This is a genomic window from Polaromonas sp. (genome assembly GCF_031411155.1).
Lineage (GTDB): Bacteria > Pseudomonadota > Gammaproteobacteria > Burkholderiales > Burkholderiaceae_C > Polaromonas.
This window is the reverse complement of record NZ_JANOAL010000188.1, coordinates 23,127-43,781: the sequence shown is the minus strand read 5'-3', so window position 1 is coordinate 43,781 and position 20,655 is coordinate 23,127. Positions and strand designations below refer to the sequence as shown.

The window sequence follows — 20,655 nt, the reverse complement described above, 5'->3', positions numbered from 1 at the left end:
CGCATCACCGAGCAGGGTGAGGTCGTCGCCAACAAGTACGCCGACCCAGAGCTGGCGCGACAAAGTCTTGAGACGCTTGCCTCTGGCGTCGTGTTGGCTTCTCTACGCAAACCAGTGCGCCACCAGCTGGCAGCACCCTACAGTCAGCTTATGGACAGCCTGGCGGAAGGTGCCATGAGCGCATATCGCGCTCTGGTCTACGAGACCCCAGGGTTTGCTGACTACTTCTTCGAGGCGACGCCGATCAACGAGATCGCGGACCTCAACATCGGCAGCCGGCCTGCGTCGCGCCAGGCCAAGCGGACCATCGAGGGTCTGCGGGCGATCCCCTGGGTTTTCTCCTGGTCACAATCACGCGCCCTGCTGCCGGGCTGGTACGGCTTTGGTTCGGCGATTGCGCAGATGCTGGCCCAGGGCGGCAGCCCGGCCAGCCGCAAGGAGGCGCTGGCGCTGCTGCAAAAAATGTACAAGCAGTGGCCTTTCTTTCGCACCCTGCTGAGCAATGTGGACATGGTGCTGGCCAAGAGCGATCTGGCGCTGGCTTCGCGCTATGCCGAGCTGGTGGGCGATGCGCGCCTGCGCAAGAAAATCTTCACGGCCATCGAGGCCGAATGGCACCGCACCGCCGAGGCCCTGGTGCTGATCACCGGAGAAAAGCAGCGCCTGGCCGGCAACGCCGCCCTGCAGCGCTCGATCCGGCACCGCTTTCCCTATATCGACCCGCTGCACCATCTGCAGGTCGAACTGGTGCGGCGCTACCGCGAAGGCAAGGCCGACGAGCGGGTTCAGCGCGGCATTCACATCTCCATCAACGGCATCGCGGCCGGACTGCGCAATACCGGCTGAGGCCGCCACCGGGAAGTAAAACGAGGCAACTGTAGGTCTTGTCCTAGACAAACTACGGCGTCGTCTGATGGCATCGCCCGATGGCTGTCCCTAGCATGAGCTAGCTGCTGCAAATACGCGCGCATTTTGCTGCGCATTGGCAAGCCAAGCTCATTCCCGGGAGAATAAAATCATGACGAGCCTCAAGATCATGGCTGACTTTTCGTCGGCCCATCACGCAGATTTTGTTACCACCGACGCTGCCGAACTGGCGTCGCACATGGACCATTGCGCCAGCGCGCACGGCCGCTTTTTTCCGCTGCAGTCAGCGCTTCAGTCGGTGCACGCCGTGGTGTCGCCGCGGATTGTGACGGTGGGCGTGCTGGCGCTCATCGGTTTCGGCCTGCTGGCACTCGCCTGACGGTGTGATGGCGGCCGTCATAGACCGGCTGGAACCTTTAAGTCCCTACGCCAGGCAGCTACTCACCACCTCCGGGGGCGAGATACAGCAACCGATACGCGCCGAATTGTTCGGTGCGCAGCGGTTCGAGGATCACGGCCGCAGCCTGGCTGCGGCCCAGCCCGTGCGGCCCGCCGACGCACCGGATCGCGGGCCGGCCTTCTTTCCGCGGCTAGAGGAGAACATCGCCGCGCTGCGCAGTGCCTACGACTACATTGCCATCACCTCGCGCAGCGGCCACTATGTCACGCCGGCGGCCGAATGGCTGCTTGACAATTTCCACCTGATCGAGGCGCAGCTCCAGCAAATTCAGGACGGCGTGCCGCACCGCTATTACGCCGACCTGCCGAAACTGGCCGATAAGCCGCTGGAAGGGCTGCCGCGTGTCTACGGCATTGCCTGGGCCTATGTGGCGCACACCGACAGCGTGCTGGACCCGGTGCTGTTCACCGCGTTCCTGCATGCCTACCAGGAGGTCAGCGAACTCAATCTGGGCGAGCTCTGGGCCTTGCCGACGACGCTGCGCGTGGTGCTGCTGGAAAACCTGCGCCGCATGGCCGACCGCATCGCCCGCAACAAGGTCGCGCGCGAGGTCGCGCATGCGGTCTGGGACACCGACAAGACCCTTGGCCTGGACGACCTGGACGCCTTGCATCAGCACATGAAGGACCACGGCCTGGAACGCAGCTACCTGACCCAGCTCTGGCAGCGCATGCCTGGCGAGCGGGTCGAGGCCGACATGCCAGCGTCCGCCGCCACCCGCTGGACCGCACTGCACTGCCCCGATGCCTTGGCCCTGATTGCGGAGGGGCAAACCGTTCAGGTCGCGGCCAACCTGACCGTCGGCAACATCATCACCACGCTGCGGCTGATTGGCCAGGTGGAGTGGGCCGAGCTGATTGAGCCGGTCAGCCACTCGCTGCAGGTGTTGCGGCGCCTGCCGAGTTTTTCCAGGGAAAGCGAGATGACGCGCCAGCAGATCACGCGCGCCATGGAAAGGCTGGCCCAGCAAAGCGGCAAGTCGGAGCGCGCCGTGGCCGAAGCCGTGCTGGCCGCGGCGCGCCAGCCCAACAACTCACTGGTGGCGCGCACCGCGGGCTACTATTTGTTGGGGCTGGGGCGCCCGCTGCTGGAGGCCGCCTTGCGCCCGGCAGACACCGCCAGGCCACCGCGCCGGGCGCGCGCGGCCCGCGCCTGGCGCCTGCCCGCGTATGCGGCGGTCTGGTCGCTGGGCACACTGGGCGCGCTATGGTGGGCCGTGCATCCGCTGGCTGGGCTGAACGCGATGGGCTGGCTGGCGCTGGCCCTGATGGCCTGGCCAGCCTCCGAAGCGGTGGCCGCACTGATTCACCGCCTGATCGCCGAATCGACCCGTATCCAGCCGCTGGCCCGGCTCGATTTTTCTGGCGGCATTCCGGCCGAACACCGGGTGCTGGTGGTGATTCCGTCGATGCTGACTTCGGTCGCGGCGACCACCGAACTGGTGCATAGACTCAGCCTGCACTGGCTGGCCTGCCGCGAAAACCAGGCCCAGTTTGCGCTGCTGACCGACTGGGCCGATGCCGACAGCCAATCGCAGGCCGGCGACCAGGCCCTGCTCGATGACGCGCTGGCGCAGGTGCGCGCGCTCAATCGCTGTTACCCGGCGGCGGCGGGCGCGCCCTCGCGCTTTGTGCTGCTGCACCGCGCGCGCGCCTGGTCAGAAACCGAAGGGCGCTGGATTGGCTGGGAACGCAAGCGCGGCAAGATCGAACTGCTGCTGCGGCAACTGGCCACCGGCTCGGCGTCGGTCTTTGTGCCGGCCGGCACGGCAAGCCCGGACATGCGCCTGGCCGACGGCCTGCGTTACGTGCTCACGCTGGACAGCGACACCGGCTTGCCGCCGGGCTCGCTGCGCGAGCTGGTGTCGATTGCGGCTCACCCGCTGAACACGCCGCAGATAGACCGCAAAACCCGCCGCGTGACTGCGGGCTATGGCATTTTGCAGCCGCAGCTGGTGACGCCGCTGCCCACGCGGCATGAGCGCTCGCCGTTTCATGCCCTGTTTGCCGGTCACACCGGGCTGGACCCCTACAGCAGCGGCACCTCCGATCTCTACCAGGACGTGTTTGGCATGGGCAGCTTCACCGGCAAGGGGTTGCTGCATGTGGCGGCGGTTCATGCCGTGCTGGACGGCCGCCTGCCCGAGGATGCCGTGCTGAGCCACGACCTGCTGGAAGGCAGCATTGCGCGCTGTGGCTATGTGGGCGACGTGGCGCTGATGGAAGACCATCCCCACCACGCCGGGGTGGCGGCATCACGCGTGCATCGCTGGACCCGCGGCGACTGGCAGCTGCTGCCGCTGATGCTGCGCGCCCGGCACTTCGGCATCGATGCGCTGGGCTTGTGGCGCATGGCCGACAACCTGCGCCGCTCCCTGATGGCGCCGGCTTGCCTGGGCTTGCTGCTGGCGGTGATTTTTACCGCCGCCCTGCCGTTGTGGACGGCGCTGGCATTCACGCTGGCGGCCTTTCTGACGGGGCCGCTGATGGCCGCGCTGGCCAGCCTGGTGCCGACGCGGCGCGGCATCGCCTGGCTGCACTTTTTTGATGTGGGCATACGCGACATGGTGCGCGGCGTGCTGGCCAGCAGCTGGCAGTTCAGCCAGCTGTTTGTGCAGGCCGGCTTGATGCTGGACGCCGTCGCGCGGGCGCTCTGGCGCATGGCCTCGAGCCGCAGCATGCTGCTGGAATGGACCACGGCTGCGCAGGCGCAGGCGGCGGCGAAATACGCTCTGGGCGCCTTTGTGCGCCAGCACGCCATCGCGTCCCTGCTTTGCCTGGGCCTGGCACTGGCGGCTTGCTGGAGTCCCCACCCCTGGGCCGGCCCCGCGATTTTCCTGCTCTGGGCGCTGGCACCGCTCACCGCCTGGTGGGCCAGCAAGCCGGCCCGGCTTGAGCCGGCCCTGGCCCTGGCTGCCGGGGACCGTGACTACCTGCTTGAGCTGGCCCGGCACACCTGGCAGTTTTTTGAACGCTGCGTCGGGCCGGAGGACAACCACCTGCCGCCCGACAACCTGCAACTGGACCCCGAGCCGACGATTGCGCACCGCACCTCGCCCACCAATATCGGCCTGTACCTGCTGGCCGTGGCCAGCGCGCGCGAGTTTGGCTGGATCAGCACGGCCGAACTCATTGCCCGGCTACAGGCCACGCTGGACACGGTGGAGCGGCTGGCCAAGCACAAGGGCCACCTGCTGAACTGGTATGACAGCCGCACGCTGGAGGTGCTGACGCCGGCCTATGTGTCCACCGTGGACAGCGGCAACCTGGCCGGCCACCTGCTGGCCACAGCCCGGGCCTGCATTGAGTTGGAGAAGCTGGGCACAACCAGTGCAGAGCAAGGCACCAGCCTACTGCGGCTAGTGGCCCGGTTGGAGCGCCTGTGCATGGCGATGGACTTCAGCGGCCTGTACAGCGCCAAGCGCCATCTGTTTCATATCGGCCTGCGGGTGCACGAGCAGGTGCTGGACGCCAGCTACTACGATCTGATGGCCTCCGAAGCCAGGCTGACCAGCTTTCTGGCGATTGCCAAGGGCGACGTGCCCAGACGGCACTGGCTGTCGCTGGGGCGCGCGTTTCTCACGGTGGGGGCCATGCCGGGCCTCAAGTCCTGGTCGGGCTCGATGTTTGAATACCTGATGCCCGCGCTGGTCATGACGGAGCCCGCGCACGGCCTGCTCCACGTCAGCGGGCTGGCCGCCGTGAAAGAGCAGCAGGCCTTTGGCCGGTCGCAGCAACTGCCCTGGGGCGTTTCGGAGTCGGCCTATTTTGCGCAGGACCATACCCTGGCCTACCAGTATTCGCCGTTTGGCGTGCCCCGGCTGGCGCTGCGCCGCACGCCGCCGGGCGACCGTGTCGTCGCGCCCTATGCCAGCGTGATGGCCTGCATGTTCGCGCCGCAGCCGGCGATCGCCAACCTGCGCCGGCTGGAGCGACTCGGCGCCCGCGGCGACTATGGCTTCATGGATGCCGTGGACTTCACCGTGGCCAGGCAACCCGGCGCGCAGGCGCTGAGCGTGGTGAAAAACTTCATGGCGCACCACCAGGGCATGTCGCTGGTGGCGCTGTGCAATGTGCTGTGCGGCGAGGCGCCGCGCCGCTGGTTTGCGGCGGCGCCGCTGGTACAGGCCTACGAATCGCTGCTGCATGAAAAGACGCCGCGCCAGATCATCGAGAGCGCCGACCCGCGCGCACTGCCGCCGCTGGATGACACCGAGGAGGCCCCGCTCTACCACTCGCGCGGGCTGGACCCGGCAGCGCCCGGCTGGCAGCCGGTGCAGCTGCTGTCCAATGGCCGCTACAGCGTGGCCCTGCGTGCCAATGGCGCGGGCGTGAGCCGCTGGCGCAGCGACAACCGGACCTGCAACATCACGCGCTGGCGCGACGACCTGCTGCGCGACGCCCATGGCAGCTTTATTTACCTGTGCGCGGCAGGCCAGCCGCCGGTGTCGCTGACCCAGCACCCGGCGCCGCACCCCGACTGGCAGTACAGCGCCCGGTTTCTGGCGGACCGGGTCGAGTTTGAGGCGAAATCGGAACAGCTGGAGGCCATGACCACGGTGCTGGTCAGCCCCGAGGACGACACCGAGCTGCGCACCGTCACGCTGTGCAACCTCTCCAGCGCCGAGCTGACCTTTGAGGTGATCTCGTGCTTTGAGGCGGTGCTGGCAGACGCGCGCGCGGACGAGACCCATCCGGCTTTTTCCAACCTGTTCGTGCAGACCGAGTGGCATGCCGAATGGCGCGCCCTGCTGCTGTCGCGCAAGCCCCGCCTGCAGGGCGACCCGGTGATGGCGGTGGCGCATTTTCTGGCCGATTCGGACGCCAACGTGCGCGCCATCGACTTCATCGCGGACCGGCGCGCCTTCCTGGGGCGCAACCGGCTGGCGGCCCGGCCGGCGCTGCAGGTGCAGGCCAAGGCGGCCGATGGCGCGCCCATCAACGGGCTCGATCCGGTCGCCGGTCTTCGCGTGCGGGTGCGGATTGCGGCGGGCGGCGTGGCACGGCTGAGCTTTGCCACTGCCGCCGCCGAAACCACCGCGGAGCTGGTGGAGCGCATCGACAAATACCTGCAGCCCATGCATGTGGAGCGGGCCACCCGCATGGCCGCCACGCTGGCGCAGGTGCGGCTGCGCGACCTGGGTGTGGAGCCGGAAGAAAATGCGGCACTGCAAGACCTCAACACGGCGCTGATGTACACCAGCGCGCGACCGGTGACGGAAAGCGGCCCGGTGGACCAGCGCCAGCTCTGGCGCTTTGGGCTGTCGGGCGACAAACCGATCGTGCTGGTGCGCATTCACGCCAGCGCCGGCCTGGCGCTGCTGCAGGCCCTGCTGCGGGCCCAGACCTGGTGGAGCTTTTGCGGCCTGGCCGTCGATGTGGTGGTGCTCAACAGCGAAGCCAATTCCTACCTGATGCCGCTGCAGCGCGACATCCTGGCCCTGCGCGACCGCACGCTGCAGCAGGCCGAGAACAGCTTTCCGCGCAACGATGCGGCCGGTTTTTACTTGCTGCGCGAGCAGGAGGTGGCAGCGCCCGAAAAAGCCAGCCTGGCGGGCCTGGCCCGCGTGACCTTCATCGCCGATGGCCGGCCGCTGGCGCAGCAGGTGGCGGCGCTGCAGGACAGGCCCGCCCTGCCACGCCGGGCCGAGGCTTCTGCCACGCCAGTCCTGCCCCGGCCGGCAGAACCGGTGCACGGGCAGGCTATGGCCATCGAAGCTCCCGTCGGCCGGTTTGATGCGCAGTCAGGCGAATTCCAGTTTGCCATCGATCCCCAGCACCGCCCGCCGCGCCCCTGGGTCAATGTGATCGCCAACCCGTCATTCGGCTTTCAGGTCTCCGAGGCCGGCGCGGGCTACAGCTGGGCCGTCAACAGCCGCATGCACCAGCTCACGCCCTGGTCCAACGACCCGGTGCAGGACCCCGCATTCGAGCACTACCTGCTGCAGGACCTGGACACCCGGCAGCCGCTGGCGCTGGCCCCCTCCACCGAAAGCGGTGCGCAGCTGGCCTGCCGCGTGCGTCACGGCCAGGGCTACAGCGTGTTCGAATGCCGGCACGGTGACCTGAGCGTGGAAACCACTTTTTTTGCCGACACCCAGGATGCCGTCAAGGTGGTGCAGCTGCGGCTGCACCACCAGGGCAAGGCCAGGCGCAGGCTGCGCGCGCTGGCGATGGTGGAATGGCAGATGGGCGCGGCCCGCCACGAGCGCAGCACCGTGCTGGCCTGGAAAAGCAAAGAGCTGCCGGTGCTGCTGGCGCAGCAGCGCCAAAGCCGTGGCGGGTTTGGCGGCAGCAGTGCCTTTCTGGCCCTCACCGGCTTGCCGGGCGTCCTGCAGTGGACCTGCGACCGCAGCGAGTTCTTTGATGCCACCGGCCGCCTGGTGCTGCCCGCTGTGCTGGGGCAGCAGGCCAGCGGCGGCGCAGACCCCTGCGCGGCGCTGGCGGGCGATTTCAGCCTGGCGCCCGGTGAACAGCTTGAGCTGAGCTTTTTGCTGGGCCACGCCGCCGATGCGGCAGCAGCCGGGCAACTGGCACGCGACTGGCAAAGCCGGGATGTGAAGGCGGCGCTGGCCGGGGTCAAGAATTCCTGGAGCACCCTGCTCGGCAAGGTGCAGGTGCGCACGCCCGATCCGCTGTTTGATGCCCTGCTCAACCGCTGGCTGCTGTACCAGACCCTGAGCTCGCGCCTGTGGTCCAGGGCGGGCTTTTACCAGGCCGGCGGCGCCTTCGGCTTTCGCGACCAGTTGCAGGACGCGATGGCCTTTGCGCTGACCGACCCGCAGCGCCTGCGTGAGCAGATTTTGCTCAATGCCTCGCGGCAGTTTCCTGAAGGCGATGTGCAGCACTGGTGGCACGCGCCGGGCGGTGAAGGCGTGCGCACGCATTTTTCGGATGACCTGCTGTGGTTGCCCTATGCCTGCGCGCATTACGTCGAGGTCACCGGCGACCTCGGCATTCTGGACGAAACCGTGGCATTTATTGAGGGCGCGGCCATTCCCGAAGGCGCGGAAGATGCCTACTACGCACCCGAAACCAGCGCGCAAACCGCGTCGGTGTTTGAGCATTGCGCGCGCGCCATCGACCGCAGCCTGGCCACGGGCGTGCATGGCCTGCCGCTGATGGGCACCGGCGACTGGAACGACGGCATGAACCGCGTTGGCCACGAGGGGCGCGGCGAGTCGGTCTGGCTGGCCTGGTTTTTATGCAGCGTGGTGGAGCGCTTTGGCCCGCTGGCGCAGGCGCGCGGCGACACGGCGCGCAGCACCCGCTGGAAGCACAGCCGCGAGGGCTGGATCGCGGCCCTGCACGGCGACGGCTGGGACGGCGCCTGGTTTCGCCGGGCGTTTTTTGACAACGGCGCGCCGCTGGGCTCGGCCAGCAATGCCGAGTGCCGGATTGACCTGATCGCCCAGGCCTGGGCGGTGCTGTCAGGCGCCTCCAGCGACCCCTACACCGTGCCGGCCCTGCAGGCCATGCAGCGCGAACTGATAGACCCCGAGGCCGGCCTGCTGCGGCTGCTGGCGCCGCCGCTGGAAAAGTCAGTCAACAACCCCGGCTACATCCAGGCCTACCCGCCCGGCATTCGCGAAAACGGCGGCCAGTACTCGCACGCCGGGGTCTGGGCCCTGATGGCACAGGCGCAGGCCGGTGACACCGAGGCCGCCTGGGACAGCTTCAGGGCCCTGAGCCCGGCCCACCGCAGCCAGCACCCCCAGCGCGGGCCGGTGTATGAGCTGGAGCCCTATGTCATGGCCGGCGATGTCTATGGCGCGGCGCCCTACGTCGGCCGCGGCGGCTGGAGCTGGTACACCGGTTCGGCCTCCTGGCTGTACCGCGCGGCGCTTGAAACCCTGCTCGGCTTGAGCGTGCGGCAAGGCCAGCTGTCGCTGTCGCCGCGCGTGCCGGCTGACTGGCCTTCGTTTGAGATCACGCTGCGCCTGCAGGAGCGGGTGATCACCCTGCGCTGGCAGCGCGCGGAGGGGCCGGCGCGGGATGGCCCCCAACCCGATCGCACCCTGGCGCCGGGGCAAACCCTGACCCTGGCCGATTTGCCCGCCGAAAGCTGGCTGCTGGTGCAGGCCGTGGCGGAAAGCGTCAGTCCCGAGTTGCTATTAAATAAATAGCATACTATGCAAGTAATATATGGGCTACAGGCCATTTTTACCAAAAAAATGCCGATTTCATCCGGAAAATGGCCGCACCAGGCGCACCAGGCGCGCCAGGCCGCGTTGCCCGAGCCATCCGGCGCTTGCGGGTTCACATCGCCCAGATCCGGGGTTGCACCGCCGCCTTGTTCCACAGCGACTGGCGCCAGGCGGCCCAGACTTGTTTCAGCAAATCCATCGCCGGCTCCACCTGCGGCGCCAGCACGCGCAGCACCAGCAGCTGGGGGTTCGGGCTGGTCGCTCCGGCGCTGGCCTGCAGCGCATGCCCCTGCAGCAGCCGGCGGGCACCGTCCAGCGCCAGCTTGCGGCGCTCGCGGCCCAGCGGGCTGCCTGCCGCAAAAAAGATCGACGCCAGGCAGTGCTGGCCGGCCAGGCCCAGCGGACTGCTGAGCAGGCGCGTGTCCGCTGCGTCCAGCAGCCCGCGCTCCAGCCAGACACCGGGCATCTCGATATGCTGGCAAAAGCGCCCGGCCACGAAAGGCTTGTCGGCATGCGGCAGCCCCAGCGCCGTCACATCCCAGCCGATCAACTCGGCGCCCGGCGCCAGCTCAAAACTCAGCTGGTTTTCCGCCTGGCAACCGCTGTACAGGATCGTTTCCAGCGGCAACCACTCGAGGCGCGCCCCCGCCTCCAGCCGCAGCCGGGTGCGTTGCACGGCGCGGGCGCCGCTTGAGCCGTAAAACCGGGTTGCGCCCGGCGTGGTGATCAGGCCGTGCGCCGCACTGCCCACCGCGACGCGGAGGTCCAGCGTGTCGCCACCGACCAGCCCGCCCGGCGGGTGCACCAGCACGTTGCAACAGGTGGCATCGCCCTCGGGGTACAGGCTTTGCAGCACGCGCAAGGGGCCATGGTGGGCGTGGCGCACGACACTGCGGCCGGATTCAAGCGTGTAATCGAGCGAGAGCGAAGCGTGCCAGGACATGCCGGGATCGTAACCAGTCGCCGGCGGCGCAAATCAGATCGCGACCAGCTGACGCACGCCATGGACCTGCATGTCCTTGCCCAGCCCGCGGGCCAGCACCGAGCCCCGCTCCATCACCACATAGTCATCGGCCAGGGCCGAGGCAAAGTCATAGTACTGCTCGACCAGCACAATCGCCATGTCGCCGCGGTCGGCCAGCATGCGGATGACGCGGCCAATGTCCTTGATGATGCTGGGCTGAATTCCCTCGGTCGGCTCGTCCAGAATCAGCAGCCTGGGGCCCGCCGCCAGCGCCCGGGCAATGGCCAGCTGCTGCTGCTGCCCGCCAGAAAGGTCACCGCCGCGCCGATTCAGCATTTGCCGGAGCACCGGAAACAGCTCAAACAGTTCGGGCGGTATCGGTGTACCAGCCCGCTTGTAGGCCAAGCCCATGCGCAGGTTCTCTTCCACCGTGAGCCGCGCAAAAATTTCACGGCCCTGGGGCACAAAGCCCATGCCGGCGCGGGCGCGCTCATAGGGCGTGGTGTGTTGAACCGGCTTGCCGTCAAGCTCTATGCTGCCGGTCCTGATCGGCACCAGGCCCATCAGGCTCTTGAGCAAGGTGGTTTTGCCCACGCCGTTGCGGCCCAGAATGACGGTGACCTTGCCCGGCGTGGCCTGCAGACTCACATCGCGCAGGATGTGCGAGCCACCGTAATACTGGTTGATGTTTTTGACTACAAGCATTGTGTTTACTTCATCAAGCAATTTTTCGCCGGGCCGCCCCAAGAAAAATTAGCCCCCTCGTGGGGCAGCGACCCGTGTAACGGTGGAGCGTGGGGTAGTCATCTTCCAAGATACACCTCGATCACCCGCTCATCGGCCTGCACCTGCGCCAGCGTGCCCTGCGCCAGCACCGAGCCGTCGCACAGCACCGTGACGAGGTCCGAGATGGTGTTGATAAAGCTCATGTCGTGCTCCACCACCACCAGCGAATGCTTGCCCTTGAGCGTCAAAAACAGCTCGGCCGTGCGCTCGGTTTCTTCGTCCGTCATGCCAGCCACCGGTTCATCGAGCAGCAGCAGCTTGGGGTCCTGCATCAGCAGCATGCCGATTTCGAGCCACTGCTTTTGCCCATGGCTCAGATTGCCCGCCAGCCGCGACACGCTGTCAGCCAGATGAATGGTGTGCAGCACCTCGGCCAGGCGGTCAGCCTGCGCAGAATCGAGGCGAAAAAACATCGACGCCCTCACCGCCTTGCTGGTTTTGAGCGCCAGCTCCAGATTCTCGAACACCGTCAGCTGCTCGAATACCGTCGGTTTCTGGAATTTCCGGCCTATGCCCAGCTGCGCAATTTCGGGCTCGCTGTAGCGCAGCAGGTCAATCGTGCTGCCAAAAAACACCCTGCCCTCGTCCGGCCGCGTCTTGCCGGTGATGATGTCCATCAGGGTGGTCTTGCCCGCGCCATTGGGCCCTATGATGCAGCGCAGCTCGCCGGGGGCAATGTCCAGCGAGAGCTGGTTGATCGCCTTGAAACCGTCAAAACTGACGCTGACCTGTTCCAGATAAAGAATGCGGCCATGGGTAACGTCCACCTCGCCGGGTGTGGCAATGCGCGAGAAGCCGGCCTGCCGGCCGCCTGAGGCGGTCCTGCCCTGAACTGTCTTCTGTACGTGCGCTTCGGCCCGGCGGGCACCCTGCTCCAGCAGATCGGGCGTCATTGAGCGCCCCCTTTGAGCTTCTTGAGCAGGCCGACCACACCGTTCGGCAGGAAAAGCGTCACCCCAATGAATAGCGCGCCCAGAAAATAAAGCCAGAACTCGGGGTAGGTCACCGTGAGCCAGCTCTTGGCGCCATTGACGATGAAGGCGCCGACGATGGGGCCGATCAGCGTGGCCCGGCCGCCCACGGCGGCCCAGATCGCAATCTCGATCGAATTGCCCGGACTCATTTCGCTCGGGTTGATGATGCCCACCTGCGGCACGTAAAGGGCACCCGCGACGCCGCACATCATGGCCGAGATCACCCAGATGGTCAGCTTGTAGCCAACCGGCGAGTAGCCCGAGAACATGACCCGCGTTTCGGCATCACGCACCGCCTGCAACACCCGGCCAAACTTGCTGCCGACCAGCCAGCGCGCCAGCAGGAAGAAGGCCAGCAGCGTCACACCGGTCATCACAAAGAGCAGCATGCGCATGCCCGGCGTGGCGATGGGCATGCCCAGCACGCGCTTGAAGTCGGTGAAGCCGTTGTTGCCGCCAAAGCCGGTTTCGTTGCGAAAGAACAGCAGCATCGCCGCGAAGGTCATGGCCTGGGTGATGATGGAAAAGTACACGCCCTTGATGCGTGAACGGAAAGCAAAGTAGCCAAAGACAAAGGCCACCAGGCCCGGCACGGCCAGCACCAGCAACAGGGTCGCCGCAAAGCTGTCGCTGAAAGTCCAGTGCCAGGGCAGCGTCTTCCAGTCCAGAAACACCATGAAGTCGGGCAGATTGCTTTTGTAGTTGCCATCCGCGCCGATCTGGCGCATCAGGTACATGCCCATGACGTAGCCGCCCAGCGCAAAAAATACGCCGTGACCCAGACTCAGGATGCCGGTGTAGCCCCAGATCAGGTCCATCGCCAGGGCGCAAATGGCGTAGCACATGATTTTTCCGAGCAGCGCGACGGCGTAGCTGCTCATGTGGAAGGCGCTGCCCTCGGGCACCCACAGGTTCAGCGCCGGGGCCACCGCGCACACGGCGATGAGCGCCAGCATGAAAGCGCCCCAGCCGCTACGGCTCAGCAGCGGCGCCCTGGAAGGAAGCAGGGAAAGATTTGCAGCCGTGCCGGGGATGTTCATGGTCATGCTTCGGCGCTCCGGCCCTTCATGGCAAAAATGCCTTGCGGACGCTTCTGGATAAAGATGATGATGAACACCAGCACCGCAATCTTGGCCAGCACGGCACCGGTCCAGCCCTCCAGAAACTTGTTCAATATGCCCAGGCCCATGGCGGCATAGACCGTGCCGGCGAGCTGGCCCACGCCCCCCAGCACCACCACCATGAAAGAGTCCACGATGTAGCCCTGCCCCAGGTCCGGTCCGACGTTGCCGACCTGGCTCAGTGCGCAACCGGCCAGCCCGGCAATGCCCGACCCCAGCGCAAACGCGTAGGTGTCAATCCGCGCCGTATTCACCCCCATGCAGGCGGCGATGGGCCGGTTTTGCGTGACGCCGCGCACAAACAGTCCCAAACGCGTGCGGCCAATCAGCCAGGCCACCCCCAGCAGCACAGCAATGGCAAAACCGATGATCACGAGCCGGTTGTAGGGCAGTGACAGATTGCCCAGCACCTGCACCCCGCCGCTCATCCACGACGGGTTTTCGACCCCGACGTTCTGCGCGCCAAAAAGGCTGCGCACCAGCTGCTGCAGCATGAGGCTGATGCCCCAGGTGGCCAGCAGGGTCTCCAGCGGGCGGCCATACAGAAAGCGGATGACACTGCGCTCCAGTGCCGCCCCCATCAGCGCCGACGCCAGGAAGGCCGCCGGCAAGGCGGCCAGCAGGTACCAGTCAAAGGCAGCCGGCAGGTATTTCTGGAACAGTCCCTGCACCACATAGGTGGCGTAGGCGCCAATCATCATCAGTTCACCGTGGGCCATGTTGATCACGCCCATCAGCCCATAGGTGATGGCCAACCCCAGCGCCACCAGCAGCAAAATGGAGCCCAGGCTGATACCGCTGAACAGGGCGCCCAGCCGGTCGCCCCAGGCCAGCACCCCCTCCACCTGACGCAGACTCGCCTGCAACGCCGACTTGACATCCGGCTCGGTCTCGGTCTGCAGCCGGCCCAGCAACACGGTTTTGGTTGTGGCCTGCGTGCTTTGAGCCAGCAACCTGGCAGCTTCCAGGCGCCTGGCCTGGTCCGGGCTGTTCAGCAGCGCGGCGGCACGCACCAGCCCCAGCTGCTCCCTGATTTGCGGATTTTCCTCGGCCGCCAAAGCCTTCTCGATCAGCGCCAGCTTGCTGTCATCCGCATCGCTTTGCAGCTGCTGGATCGCCGCCCGACGCGTTTTTTCGTCTTTGGAAAAAAGCTTGAGCGCGGCCAACGCTGAATCGAGTTCGCCGCGCATCCGGTTGTTGTTGATCACGTCCTCGGCATCGTCGGGCAGTGAAGTTTGTGCGCCGGAGACCGGGTCGTAGCCCTTGCCATCGCGCACGACAAAGACCCTGTCGCCCTTGGCCTTGACCTGGTCATCGGCCAGGGCCTGCAGGAAGGCCGCGGTTTTCTCATCGGCCGCCAGCATGGCCTGGTTGAGCGCCGCAATGCGTGTCTCGCTCTCCCCCAGGCTGATGGATCTCGCCTCTTCCATCGTCAGGCCATGGGCCTGAGCGGCCAGCAAACAGAGGGCCAGCGCCGTCAATCGGATCCATCGTCTAAGCATTCACAGACTCTCTTGTTGGCGTGGTGTGGCCGCGACGAACCCTCCGGGGCGGACTCCTGCGAGCCCCGTCCCGGACGGCGTGACGGCTTTACGGTTCGCTGAGGACTTACTTTTTCGCCACATCCATCTTGGCCGGCTCATCAGGCTTTTTGTCATTGCCTTCGATATACGGAGACCAGGGCTTGGCCTTGACCGGGCCGGGGGTCTTCCACACCACATTGAACTGGCCATCGGCCTTGATTTCGCCAATGAACACCGACTTGTGCAGGTGATGGTTTTTCTCGTCCATCTTGCTCACGATGCCGCTAGGCGCCTTGAAGGTCTGGCCGGCCATGGCGGCGATGACCTTGTCGGTATCGGTGGACTTGGCCTTTTCTACCGCCTGCTTCCACATGTTGATGCCGATGTAGGTGGCCTCCATCGGGTCGTTGGTCAGTGGCTTGTCGGAGCCGGGCAGCTTCTTGGCCTTGGCATAGGCAGACCACTTCTTGATGAACTCGTCGTTGGCCGGGTTCTTGATCGACTGGAAGTAGTTCCAGGCCGCCAGATGCCCCACCAGCGGCTTGGTGTCCACGCCGCGCAGCTCTTCCTCACCGACCGAGAACGCCACCACCGGCACGTCCTTGGCCTTCAGGCCGGCATTGCCCAGCTCTTTGTAAAAGGGCACGTTGGAGTCGCCATTGATGGTGGAGACCACGGCGGTCTTGCCACCGGCCGAGAATTTCTTCACGTCGGCCACGATGGTCTGGTAATCGGCGTGGCCAAACGGGGTGTACTTCTCGTCGATGTCGGTGTCTTTCACGCCCTTGGACTTGAGGTAGGCGCGCAGGATCTTGTTGGTGGTGCGGGGGTACACATAGTCGGTGCCGAGCAGAACCCAGCGCTTGGCGCCGCCGCCCTCCTTGCTCATCAGGTAATCGACCGCCGGAATGGCCTGCTGATTCGGCGCCGCACCCGTGTAGAACACGTTTTTGGACAGCTCCTCGCCTTCATACTGCACCGGGTAAAAAAGCAGGCCATTCATTTCTTCCACCACCGGCAGCACCGACTTGCGCGACACGGAGGTCCAGCAGCCAAAAATGACCGCGACCTTGTCCTGGCCCAGCAGCTGCTTGGTTTTCTCGGCGAACAGGGGCCAGTTGGAAGCGGGATCCACAATCACCGGTTCCAGCTTTTTGCCCATCACGCCGCCCTTGGCATTGATCTCTTCAATGGCCATCAGCACGGTGTCTTTCAAGACGGTTTCCGAAATCGCCATGGTGCCCGAGAGGCTGTGCAAAATCCCCACCTTGATGGTGTCGGCAGCGTGCACTGCAGCCACCCCCGTCAAGCCAAAACCCAGCACAATGGACGCAGTAAGTGACTTTAATGAGCCGCGACGATTCATGACATTTCTCCAAATGAGTTAGGAACCTGATCCAGACCGGATCTGGTGGAACTCGTGCAAGGGTCGTGCCAGCTGGAATTGCGCGAACCGCACCATGCTGGGTGTTTTTTTGCACCAAGTTGAATCGACTTGCGGCCTGCTGGTGGTGGCCCGGCATTGCAGGCACGGCACGCAAGTTGCAACACAATGCCTAAAGACGAACCCGGAAGACGCCCATGGAACTGACTCCCCGAGAAAAAGACAAGCTGCTGATTTTTACGGCCGGTTTGCTGGCGGAGCGGCGCAAGGCGCGCGGCCTCAAGCTCAACTACCCCGAGGCCCTGGCCCTGATCAGCGCGGCCGTGATGGAGGGCGCGCGCGACGGCAAGACCGTGGCGCAGCTCATGAGTGAAGGCCGCACCATCCTGACGCGCGCGGACGTCATGGACGGCATTGCCGAGATGATTCCCGACATCCAGGTGGAGGCCACCTTTCCCGATGGCACCAAACTGGTGACCGTGCACCAACCGATTGTTTGATTCACCATGCCCTCCCTGATAACTCCCCAACCGGTAACGGCCTTGACCCCAGGCGAAATCATCACGGACGGCCCCGACCACGCGCTGAACCCGGGCCGGCGCACCCTGACCCTGGTGGTGCAAAACAAGGCGGACCGACCGATACAGGTGGGTTCGCACTACCACTTTGCCGAGACCAATGAGGCGCTCGGCTTCGACCGGGCCGCCGCACGCGGCATGCGCCTGAACATCGCCTCGGGGTCGGCGGTGCGCTTCGAGCCGGGCCAGCAGCGCACCGTGGAGCTGGTGGACTACGCCGGCGAGCGCAAGGTGTTTGGTTTTCGCGGTCAAATCCAGGGGGCCTTGTAATGGCAACGATAGGACGCCGCGCCTACGCGGAAATTTTCGGCCCCACCGTGGGCGACCGGGTACGGCTGGCCGACACCGACCTGGTGGTTGAAGTGGAACAAGACTTCACCCTGAACGCCGGCGGCTACGGCGAAGAAGTCAAATTTGGCGGCGGCAAGACCATACGCGACGGCATGGCGCAATCGCAGCGCATGCGCTCAGAAGGCGCGGTCGATTGCGTCATGACCAATGCGCTGATCCTGGACCACTGGGGCATCGTCAAAGCCGACATCGGCCTCAGGGGCGGCCGCATCGTCGCCATTGGCAAGGCCGGCAACCCGGACGTGCAGCCCGGTGTCGACATCATCATCGGACCCGGCACCGAAGTCATCAGCTGCGAAGGCAACATCGTCACCGCCGGTGGCATCGACTCCCACATCCACTTCATCTGCCCGCAGCAGATCGAGGAAGCCCTGGCCAGCGGCGTCACCACCATGCTGGGCGGCGGCACCGGTCCGGCCACCGGCACCTTTGCCACCACCTGCACGCCGGGGCCGTGGAACATCGAGCGCATGCTGCAGGCGGCCGACGCTTTTCCGATGAACCTGGGCTTCCTGGGCAAGGGCAATGCGTCCTTGCCGGCCGCCCTGCATGAGCAGGTCAAGGCCGGGGTCATTGGCCTGAAGCTGCACGAAGACTGGGGCACCACGCCCGCCGCCATCAGCAACTGCCTGGACGTGGCTGACGAAACCGACACCCAGGTGGCGATTCACTCCGACACCCTCAACGAGAGCGGCTTTGTCGAAAACACCATCGCGGCCACCAAGGGGCGCGGGCTTTGTGCCTTTCATACCGAAGGCGCCGGCGGCGGCCATGCGCCCGACATTTTGCGGGTGGTGGGTGAGGCCAATTTCTTGCCCTCGAGCACCAACCCCACCATGCCCTACACCGTCAACACGCTGGACGAGCATGTGGACATGCTGATGGTCTGCCACCACCTGGATGCGTCCATCGCCGAGGACCTGGCCTTTGCCGAGAGCCGTATCCGCAAGGAAACGATTGCCGCCGAAGACATCCTGCACGACCTGGGCGCCATCAGCATGATGTCCAGCGACAGCCAGGCCATGGGGCGCGTCGGCGAAGTCATCCTGCGCACCTGGCAAACCGCGCACAAGATGAAGGCGCAGCGCGGCAAACTCCCTGAAGACAACGAGCGCAACGACAACTTCCGCGCCAAACGCTATGTCGCCAAGTACACCATCAACCCGGCCATCGCCCACGGCATCAGCCACGAAGTGGGCAGCATAGCGGTCGGCAAATGGGCCGACCTGGTGGTCTGGAAGCCCGCTTTTTTTGGCGTCAAACCGGCGCTGATTCTGAAGGGCGGCTTCATCGCCATGGCCGCCATGGGCGACCCCAACGCCTCCATCCCGACGCCGCAGCCGGTGCATTACCGGCCGATGTTTGGCGCATTCGGCGGCGCGCTGGCCAGGGGCTCGCTGACCTTTGTCTCGCAGGCGGGCTTGAATGCGGGCATCCAGGAACGCTTCGGCCTGGCCAAGACCCTGAGCGCCGTCAAGAACATACGCGGCGTGCGCAAGCAGCACATGCTGCACAACAGTTACCTGCCCAAAATGGAAATCGATGCCCAGACCTACACCGTGCGTGCCGATGGCCAATTGCTGACTTGCGAGGCGGCGCAAACCCTGCCCATGGCGCAACGCTACTTTTTATTCTGATGCTCCAGATTTCCAAACTCATGCCGCAAGGCGCCGGACTTGCGCCCGTGCTGATCAAACGCGCGGCCACCGTTGAACTCGACTGGGACGTGCGCCAGAAGAGCCGCTTTGACGCCACCGACTCGGCGGGCCGTCAGATTGGTGTGTTCCTGCCGCGGGGCACCGTGGCGCGCGGCGGCGATGTGCTGCTGGCCGAAGACGGCTCGCTGATCCGGGTCATCGCGGCCGCGCAAGCCGTGCTGCGCATCACGCCTTGCAGCGACCACGGCACGCCCTATGACCTGATACGCGCGGCCTATCACCTGGGCAATCGCCACGTGCCCATAGAACTCAAGCCCGACCACCTGAAGATCGAACCCGACCATGTGCTGGCCGGCATGCTGCGCGCCATGCACCTGATCGTGACGCCGGGCAACGAGGCGTTTGAACCCGAAAGCGGCGCCTACGCCAGCGGCGGCCATGCCCCCCACGACCATGGACACGAGCACTCGCACCACGCCTGAGCCGCGGCAAGCGCTGCATGACAGCAGCCTGATGCAGCTGATGTGGCTGGCCTCCCCGGCGCTGCCGATTGGCGGCTTTTCTTATTCAGAAGGCCTGGAGGCCGCCGTGGACAGTGCCCGGGTTGCTACAGAATCAGGAGCAGCGGCATGGCTTCTGGACCAGCTCCACCTGAGCCTGGCGCGCGCCGACCTGGCCGTGGTGGCGCAGGCGGTGCCGGCCTGGCAGTGCGCCGAACATGCCCGCATTGCCGCGCTCAACGCCTGGGTGCTGCAGACCCGCGAAAGCAGCGAGCTGCGCCAGCAAACCGAGCAAATGGGCCGCTCGCTGCTGGAATGGCTGCGCAATCACACCACCGCCCGGGCGGAGCAAATCGACCTGCTGGCCGCGCTGCAGCCGACCTACCCGTTGGCCTTTGCGCTCGCCTCCAGTGCCTGCCAGGCGCCGGTGCGCGCCTGCCTGCTGACTTACGCCTTTGGCTGGGCCGAGAACATGGTGCAGGCCGCCATCAAATCCGTGCCGCTGGGCCAAAGTGCGGGTCAGCGCATACTTTCTGCCCTGACCGCCCGGATTCCCGCCGCCGTCGACCACGCGCTGGCGCTGGCTGACAGCGAACGTCAGGCTTTTTCCCCCATGCTGGCCATTTTGTCGGCCCAGCATGAAGTTCAATACTCAAGGCTGTTTCGATCATGACCCTGCACCACATCGCCCATCGCACCAAAAAACTCCCTCCCCTGCGCGTCGGCATAGGCGGGCCGGTCGGCTCCGGCAAAACCACGCTGCTTGAAATGCTGTGCAAAGCCATGAAGGGCCAGTATGACCTGGTGGCCATCACCAACGACATCTACACCAAGGAAGACCAGCGCATCCTGACGGTCAGCGGCGCGCTGGAGGCCGAGCGCATCATGGGCGTGGAAACCGGCGGCTGCCCGCACACCGCCATCCGTGAAGACGCCTCGATCAACCTGGAGGCCATAGACCGCATGCTGGTCGACTTTCCCGATGCCGACATCGTGTTTATAGAGAGCGGCGGCGACAACCTGGCCGCCACCTTCAGCCCCGAACTCAGCGACCTGACGATCTACGTCATCGACGTGGCCGCCGGCGAAAAAATCCCGCGCAAGGGCGGGCCGGGCATCACCAAGAGTGATTTATTCGTCATCAACAAAACCGACCTGGCGCCTTACGTCGGGGCCAGTCTTGAGGTGATGCAGGCCGATACCACCCGCATGCGCACCACGGCGCGTGGCCTCAAGCCCTTTGTCATGACCAACCTGAAAACCGGAGCCGGACTGGCGGATGTGGTCGCCTTTATCGAGCAGCGCGGCATGTTGCAGACCGCTTAGCAGCGCCGGCAAAGTAC

Annotated in this window: 15 protein-coding genes; 9 read left to right on the top strand and 6 right to left on the bottom strand. The window is 65.5% G+C overall.

Annotated features, from left to right (window positions below):
- The 3 genes from RMO23_RS12060 to RMO23_RS12050 form a co-directional block, all read left to right on the top strand.
- Positions 1 to 846 (top strand): phosphoenolpyruvate carboxylase (locus RMO23_RS12060; protein ID WP_309681785.1); only part of this gene is annotated, 846 nt, incomplete at its 5' end.
- 172 nt (positions 847 to 1,018) lie between these two features.
- On the top strand, positions 1,019 to 1,246 hold the full coding sequence (locus RMO23_RS12055; protein ID WP_309681783.1) for a hypothetical protein: 228 nt from the start codon (positions 1,019 to 1,021) through the stop codon (positions 1,244 to 1,246).
- 7 nt (positions 1,247 to 1,253) lie between these two features.
- Entirely contained in the window at positions 1,254 to 9,452 is an 8,199-nt protein-coding gene (locus tag RMO23_RS12050) for a GH36-type glycosyl hydrolase domain-containing protein (protein ID WP_309681781.1), read from the top strand.
- Between the two features lie 133 nt (positions 9,453 to 9,585).
- Here RMO23_RS12050 and RMO23_RS12045 read toward each other — a convergent pair whose 3' ends face one another.
- The 6 genes from RMO23_RS12045 to urtA all read right to left on the bottom strand — a co-directional run bounded on the left by RMO23_RS12045 (position 9,586) and on the right by urtA (position 16,207).
- Positions 9,586 to 10,416, bottom strand: coding sequence for an urease accessory protein UreD (locus RMO23_RS12045; RefSeq protein ID WP_309681779.1), 831 nt, complete (start codon positions 10,414 to 10,416; stop codon positions 9,586 to 9,588).
- Positions 10,417 to 10,449: 33 nt separating this feature from the next.
- Positions 10,450 to 11,142 carry an urea ABC transporter ATP-binding subunit UrtE gene (urtE, locus tag RMO23_RS12040; RefSeq protein ID WP_309681777.1) on the bottom strand — a complete coding sequence of 231 codons (693 nt, stop codon included), beginning with the start codon at positions 11,140 to 11,142 and terminating at the stop codon, positions 10,450 to 10,452.
- A gap of 98 nt (positions 11,143 to 11,240) precedes the next feature.
- Positions 11,241 to 12,116: an urea ABC transporter ATP-binding protein UrtD gene (gene urtD, locus RMO23_RS12035; protein WP_309681775.1), complete on the bottom strand. Its 876-nt coding sequence runs from the start codon at positions 12,114 to 12,116 to the stop codon at positions 11,241 to 11,243.
- Positions 12,113 to 13,243, bottom strand: a complete 1,131-nt coding sequence (gene urtC, locus RMO23_RS12030; protein ID WP_405041598.1) for an urea ABC transporter permease subunit UrtC — start codon at positions 13,241 to 13,243, stop codon at positions 12,113 to 12,115. Before urtC ends, urtD begins: the two co-directional genes overlap by 4 nt.
- Positions 13,240 to 14,820 (bottom strand): urea ABC transporter permease subunit UrtB, encoded by a 1,581-nt coding sequence (gene urtB / locus RMO23_RS12025; protein WP_309681773.1) that lies wholly within the window; start codon positions 14,818 to 14,820, stop codon positions 13,240 to 13,242. Before urtB ends, urtC begins: the two co-directional genes overlap by 4 nt.
- A gap of 106 nt (positions 14,821 to 14,926) precedes the next feature.
- Positions 14,927 to 16,207 (bottom strand): urea ABC transporter substrate-binding protein, encoded by a 1,281-nt coding sequence (gene urtA, locus RMO23_RS12020; protein ID WP_309681771.1) that lies wholly within the window; start codon positions 16,205 to 16,207, stop codon positions 14,927 to 14,929.
- Between the two features lie 215 nt (positions 16,208 to 16,422).
- Between urtA and ureA the strand changes: the two genes are divergently transcribed.
- Genes ureA through ureG form a run of 6 tightly spaced genes read left to right on the top strand, consistent with a single transcriptional unit; the run spans position 16,423 to position 20,638 of the window.
- Positions 16,423 to 16,725, top strand: coding sequence for an urease subunit gamma (gene ureA / locus RMO23_RS12015; protein ID WP_114973678.1), 303 nt, complete (start codon positions 16,423 to 16,425; stop codon positions 16,723 to 16,725).
- Positions 16,726 to 16,767: 42 nt separating this feature from the next.
- On the top strand, positions 16,768 to 17,073 hold the full coding sequence (locus RMO23_RS12010; RefSeq protein ID WP_309681769.1) for an urease subunit beta: 306 nt from the start codon (positions 16,768 to 16,770) through the stop codon (positions 17,071 to 17,073).
- Positions 17,073 to 18,791 (top strand): urease subunit alpha, encoded by a 1,719-nt coding sequence (gene ureC, locus RMO23_RS12005; RefSeq protein WP_309681767.1) that lies wholly within the window; start codon positions 17,073 to 17,075, stop codon positions 18,789 to 18,791. Before RMO23_RS12010 ends, ureC begins: the two co-directional genes overlap by 1 nt.
- Positions 18,791 to 19,294, top strand: coding sequence for an urease accessory protein UreE (gene ureE / locus RMO23_RS12000; protein ID WP_309681765.1), 504 nt, complete (start codon positions 18,791 to 18,793; stop codon positions 19,292 to 19,294). The genes ureC and ureE overlap by 1 nt, the downstream gene beginning before the upstream one ends.
- A complete protein-coding gene (locus tag RMO23_RS11995; protein ID WP_309681763.1) occupies positions 19,266 to 19,985 on the top strand; it encodes an urease accessory UreF family protein in 720 nt (239 codons plus the stop codon). The genes ureE and RMO23_RS11995 overlap by 29 nt, the downstream gene beginning before the upstream one ends.
- Positions 19,982 to 20,638: an urease accessory protein UreG gene (gene ureG, locus RMO23_RS11990; RefSeq protein WP_309681761.1), complete on the top strand. Its 657-nt coding sequence runs from the start codon at positions 19,982 to 19,984 to the stop codon at positions 20,636 to 20,638. Before RMO23_RS11995 ends, ureG begins: the two co-directional genes overlap by 4 nt.
- Positions 20,639 to 20,655 lie beyond the last annotated feature (17 nt).

Excerpts from the sequence above, each read along its gene's own strand:
- RMO23_RS12055 (WP_309681783.1), top strand. The coding sequence starts at position 1,019 with ATGACGAGCCTCAAGATCATGGCTGACTTTTCGTCGGCCCATCACGCA.
- RMO23_RS12050 (WP_309681781.1), top strand. The coding sequence starts at position 1,254 with ATGGCGGCCGTCATAGACCGGCTGGAACCTTTAAGTCCCTACGCCAGG.
- RMO23_RS12045 (WP_309681779.1), bottom strand. The coding sequence starts at position 10,416 with ATGTCCTGGCACGCTTCGCTCTCGCTCGATTACACGCTTGAATCCGGC.
- urtE (WP_309681777.1), bottom strand. The coding sequence starts at position 11,142 with ATGCTTGTAGTCAAAAACATCAACCAGTATTACGGTGGCTCGCACATC.
- urtD (WP_309681775.1), bottom strand. The coding sequence starts at position 12,116 with ATGACGCCCGATCTGCTGGAGCAGGGTGCCCGCCGGGCCGAAGCGCAC.
- urtC (WP_405041598.1), bottom strand. The coding sequence starts at position 13,243 with ATGACCATGAACATCCCCGGCACGGCTGCAAATCTTTCCCTGCTTCCT.
- urtB (WP_309681773.1), bottom strand. The coding sequence starts at position 14,820 with ATGCTTAGACGATGGATCCGATTGACGGCGCTGGCCCTCTGTTTGCTG.
- urtA (WP_309681771.1), bottom strand. The coding sequence starts at position 16,207 with ATGAATCGTCGCGGCTCATTAAAGTCACTTACTGCGTCCATTGTGCTG.
- ureA (WP_114973678.1), top strand. The coding sequence starts at position 16,423 with ATGGAACTGACTCCCCGAGAAAAAGACAAGCTGCTGATTTTTACGGCC.
- ureC (WP_309681767.1), top strand. The coding sequence starts at position 17,073 with ATGGCAACGATAGGACGCCGCGCCTACGCGGAAATTTTCGGCCCCACC.
- ureE (WP_309681765.1), top strand. The coding sequence starts at position 18,791 with ATGCTCCAGATTTCCAAACTCATGCCGCAAGGCGCCGGACTTGCGCCC.
- RMO23_RS11995 (WP_309681763.1), top strand. The coding sequence starts at position 19,266 with ATGGACACGAGCACTCGCACCACGCCTGAGCCGCGGCAAGCGCTGCAT.
- ureG (WP_309681761.1), top strand. The coding sequence starts at position 19,982 with ATGACCCTGCACCACATCGCCCATCGCACCAAAAAACTCCCTCCCCTG.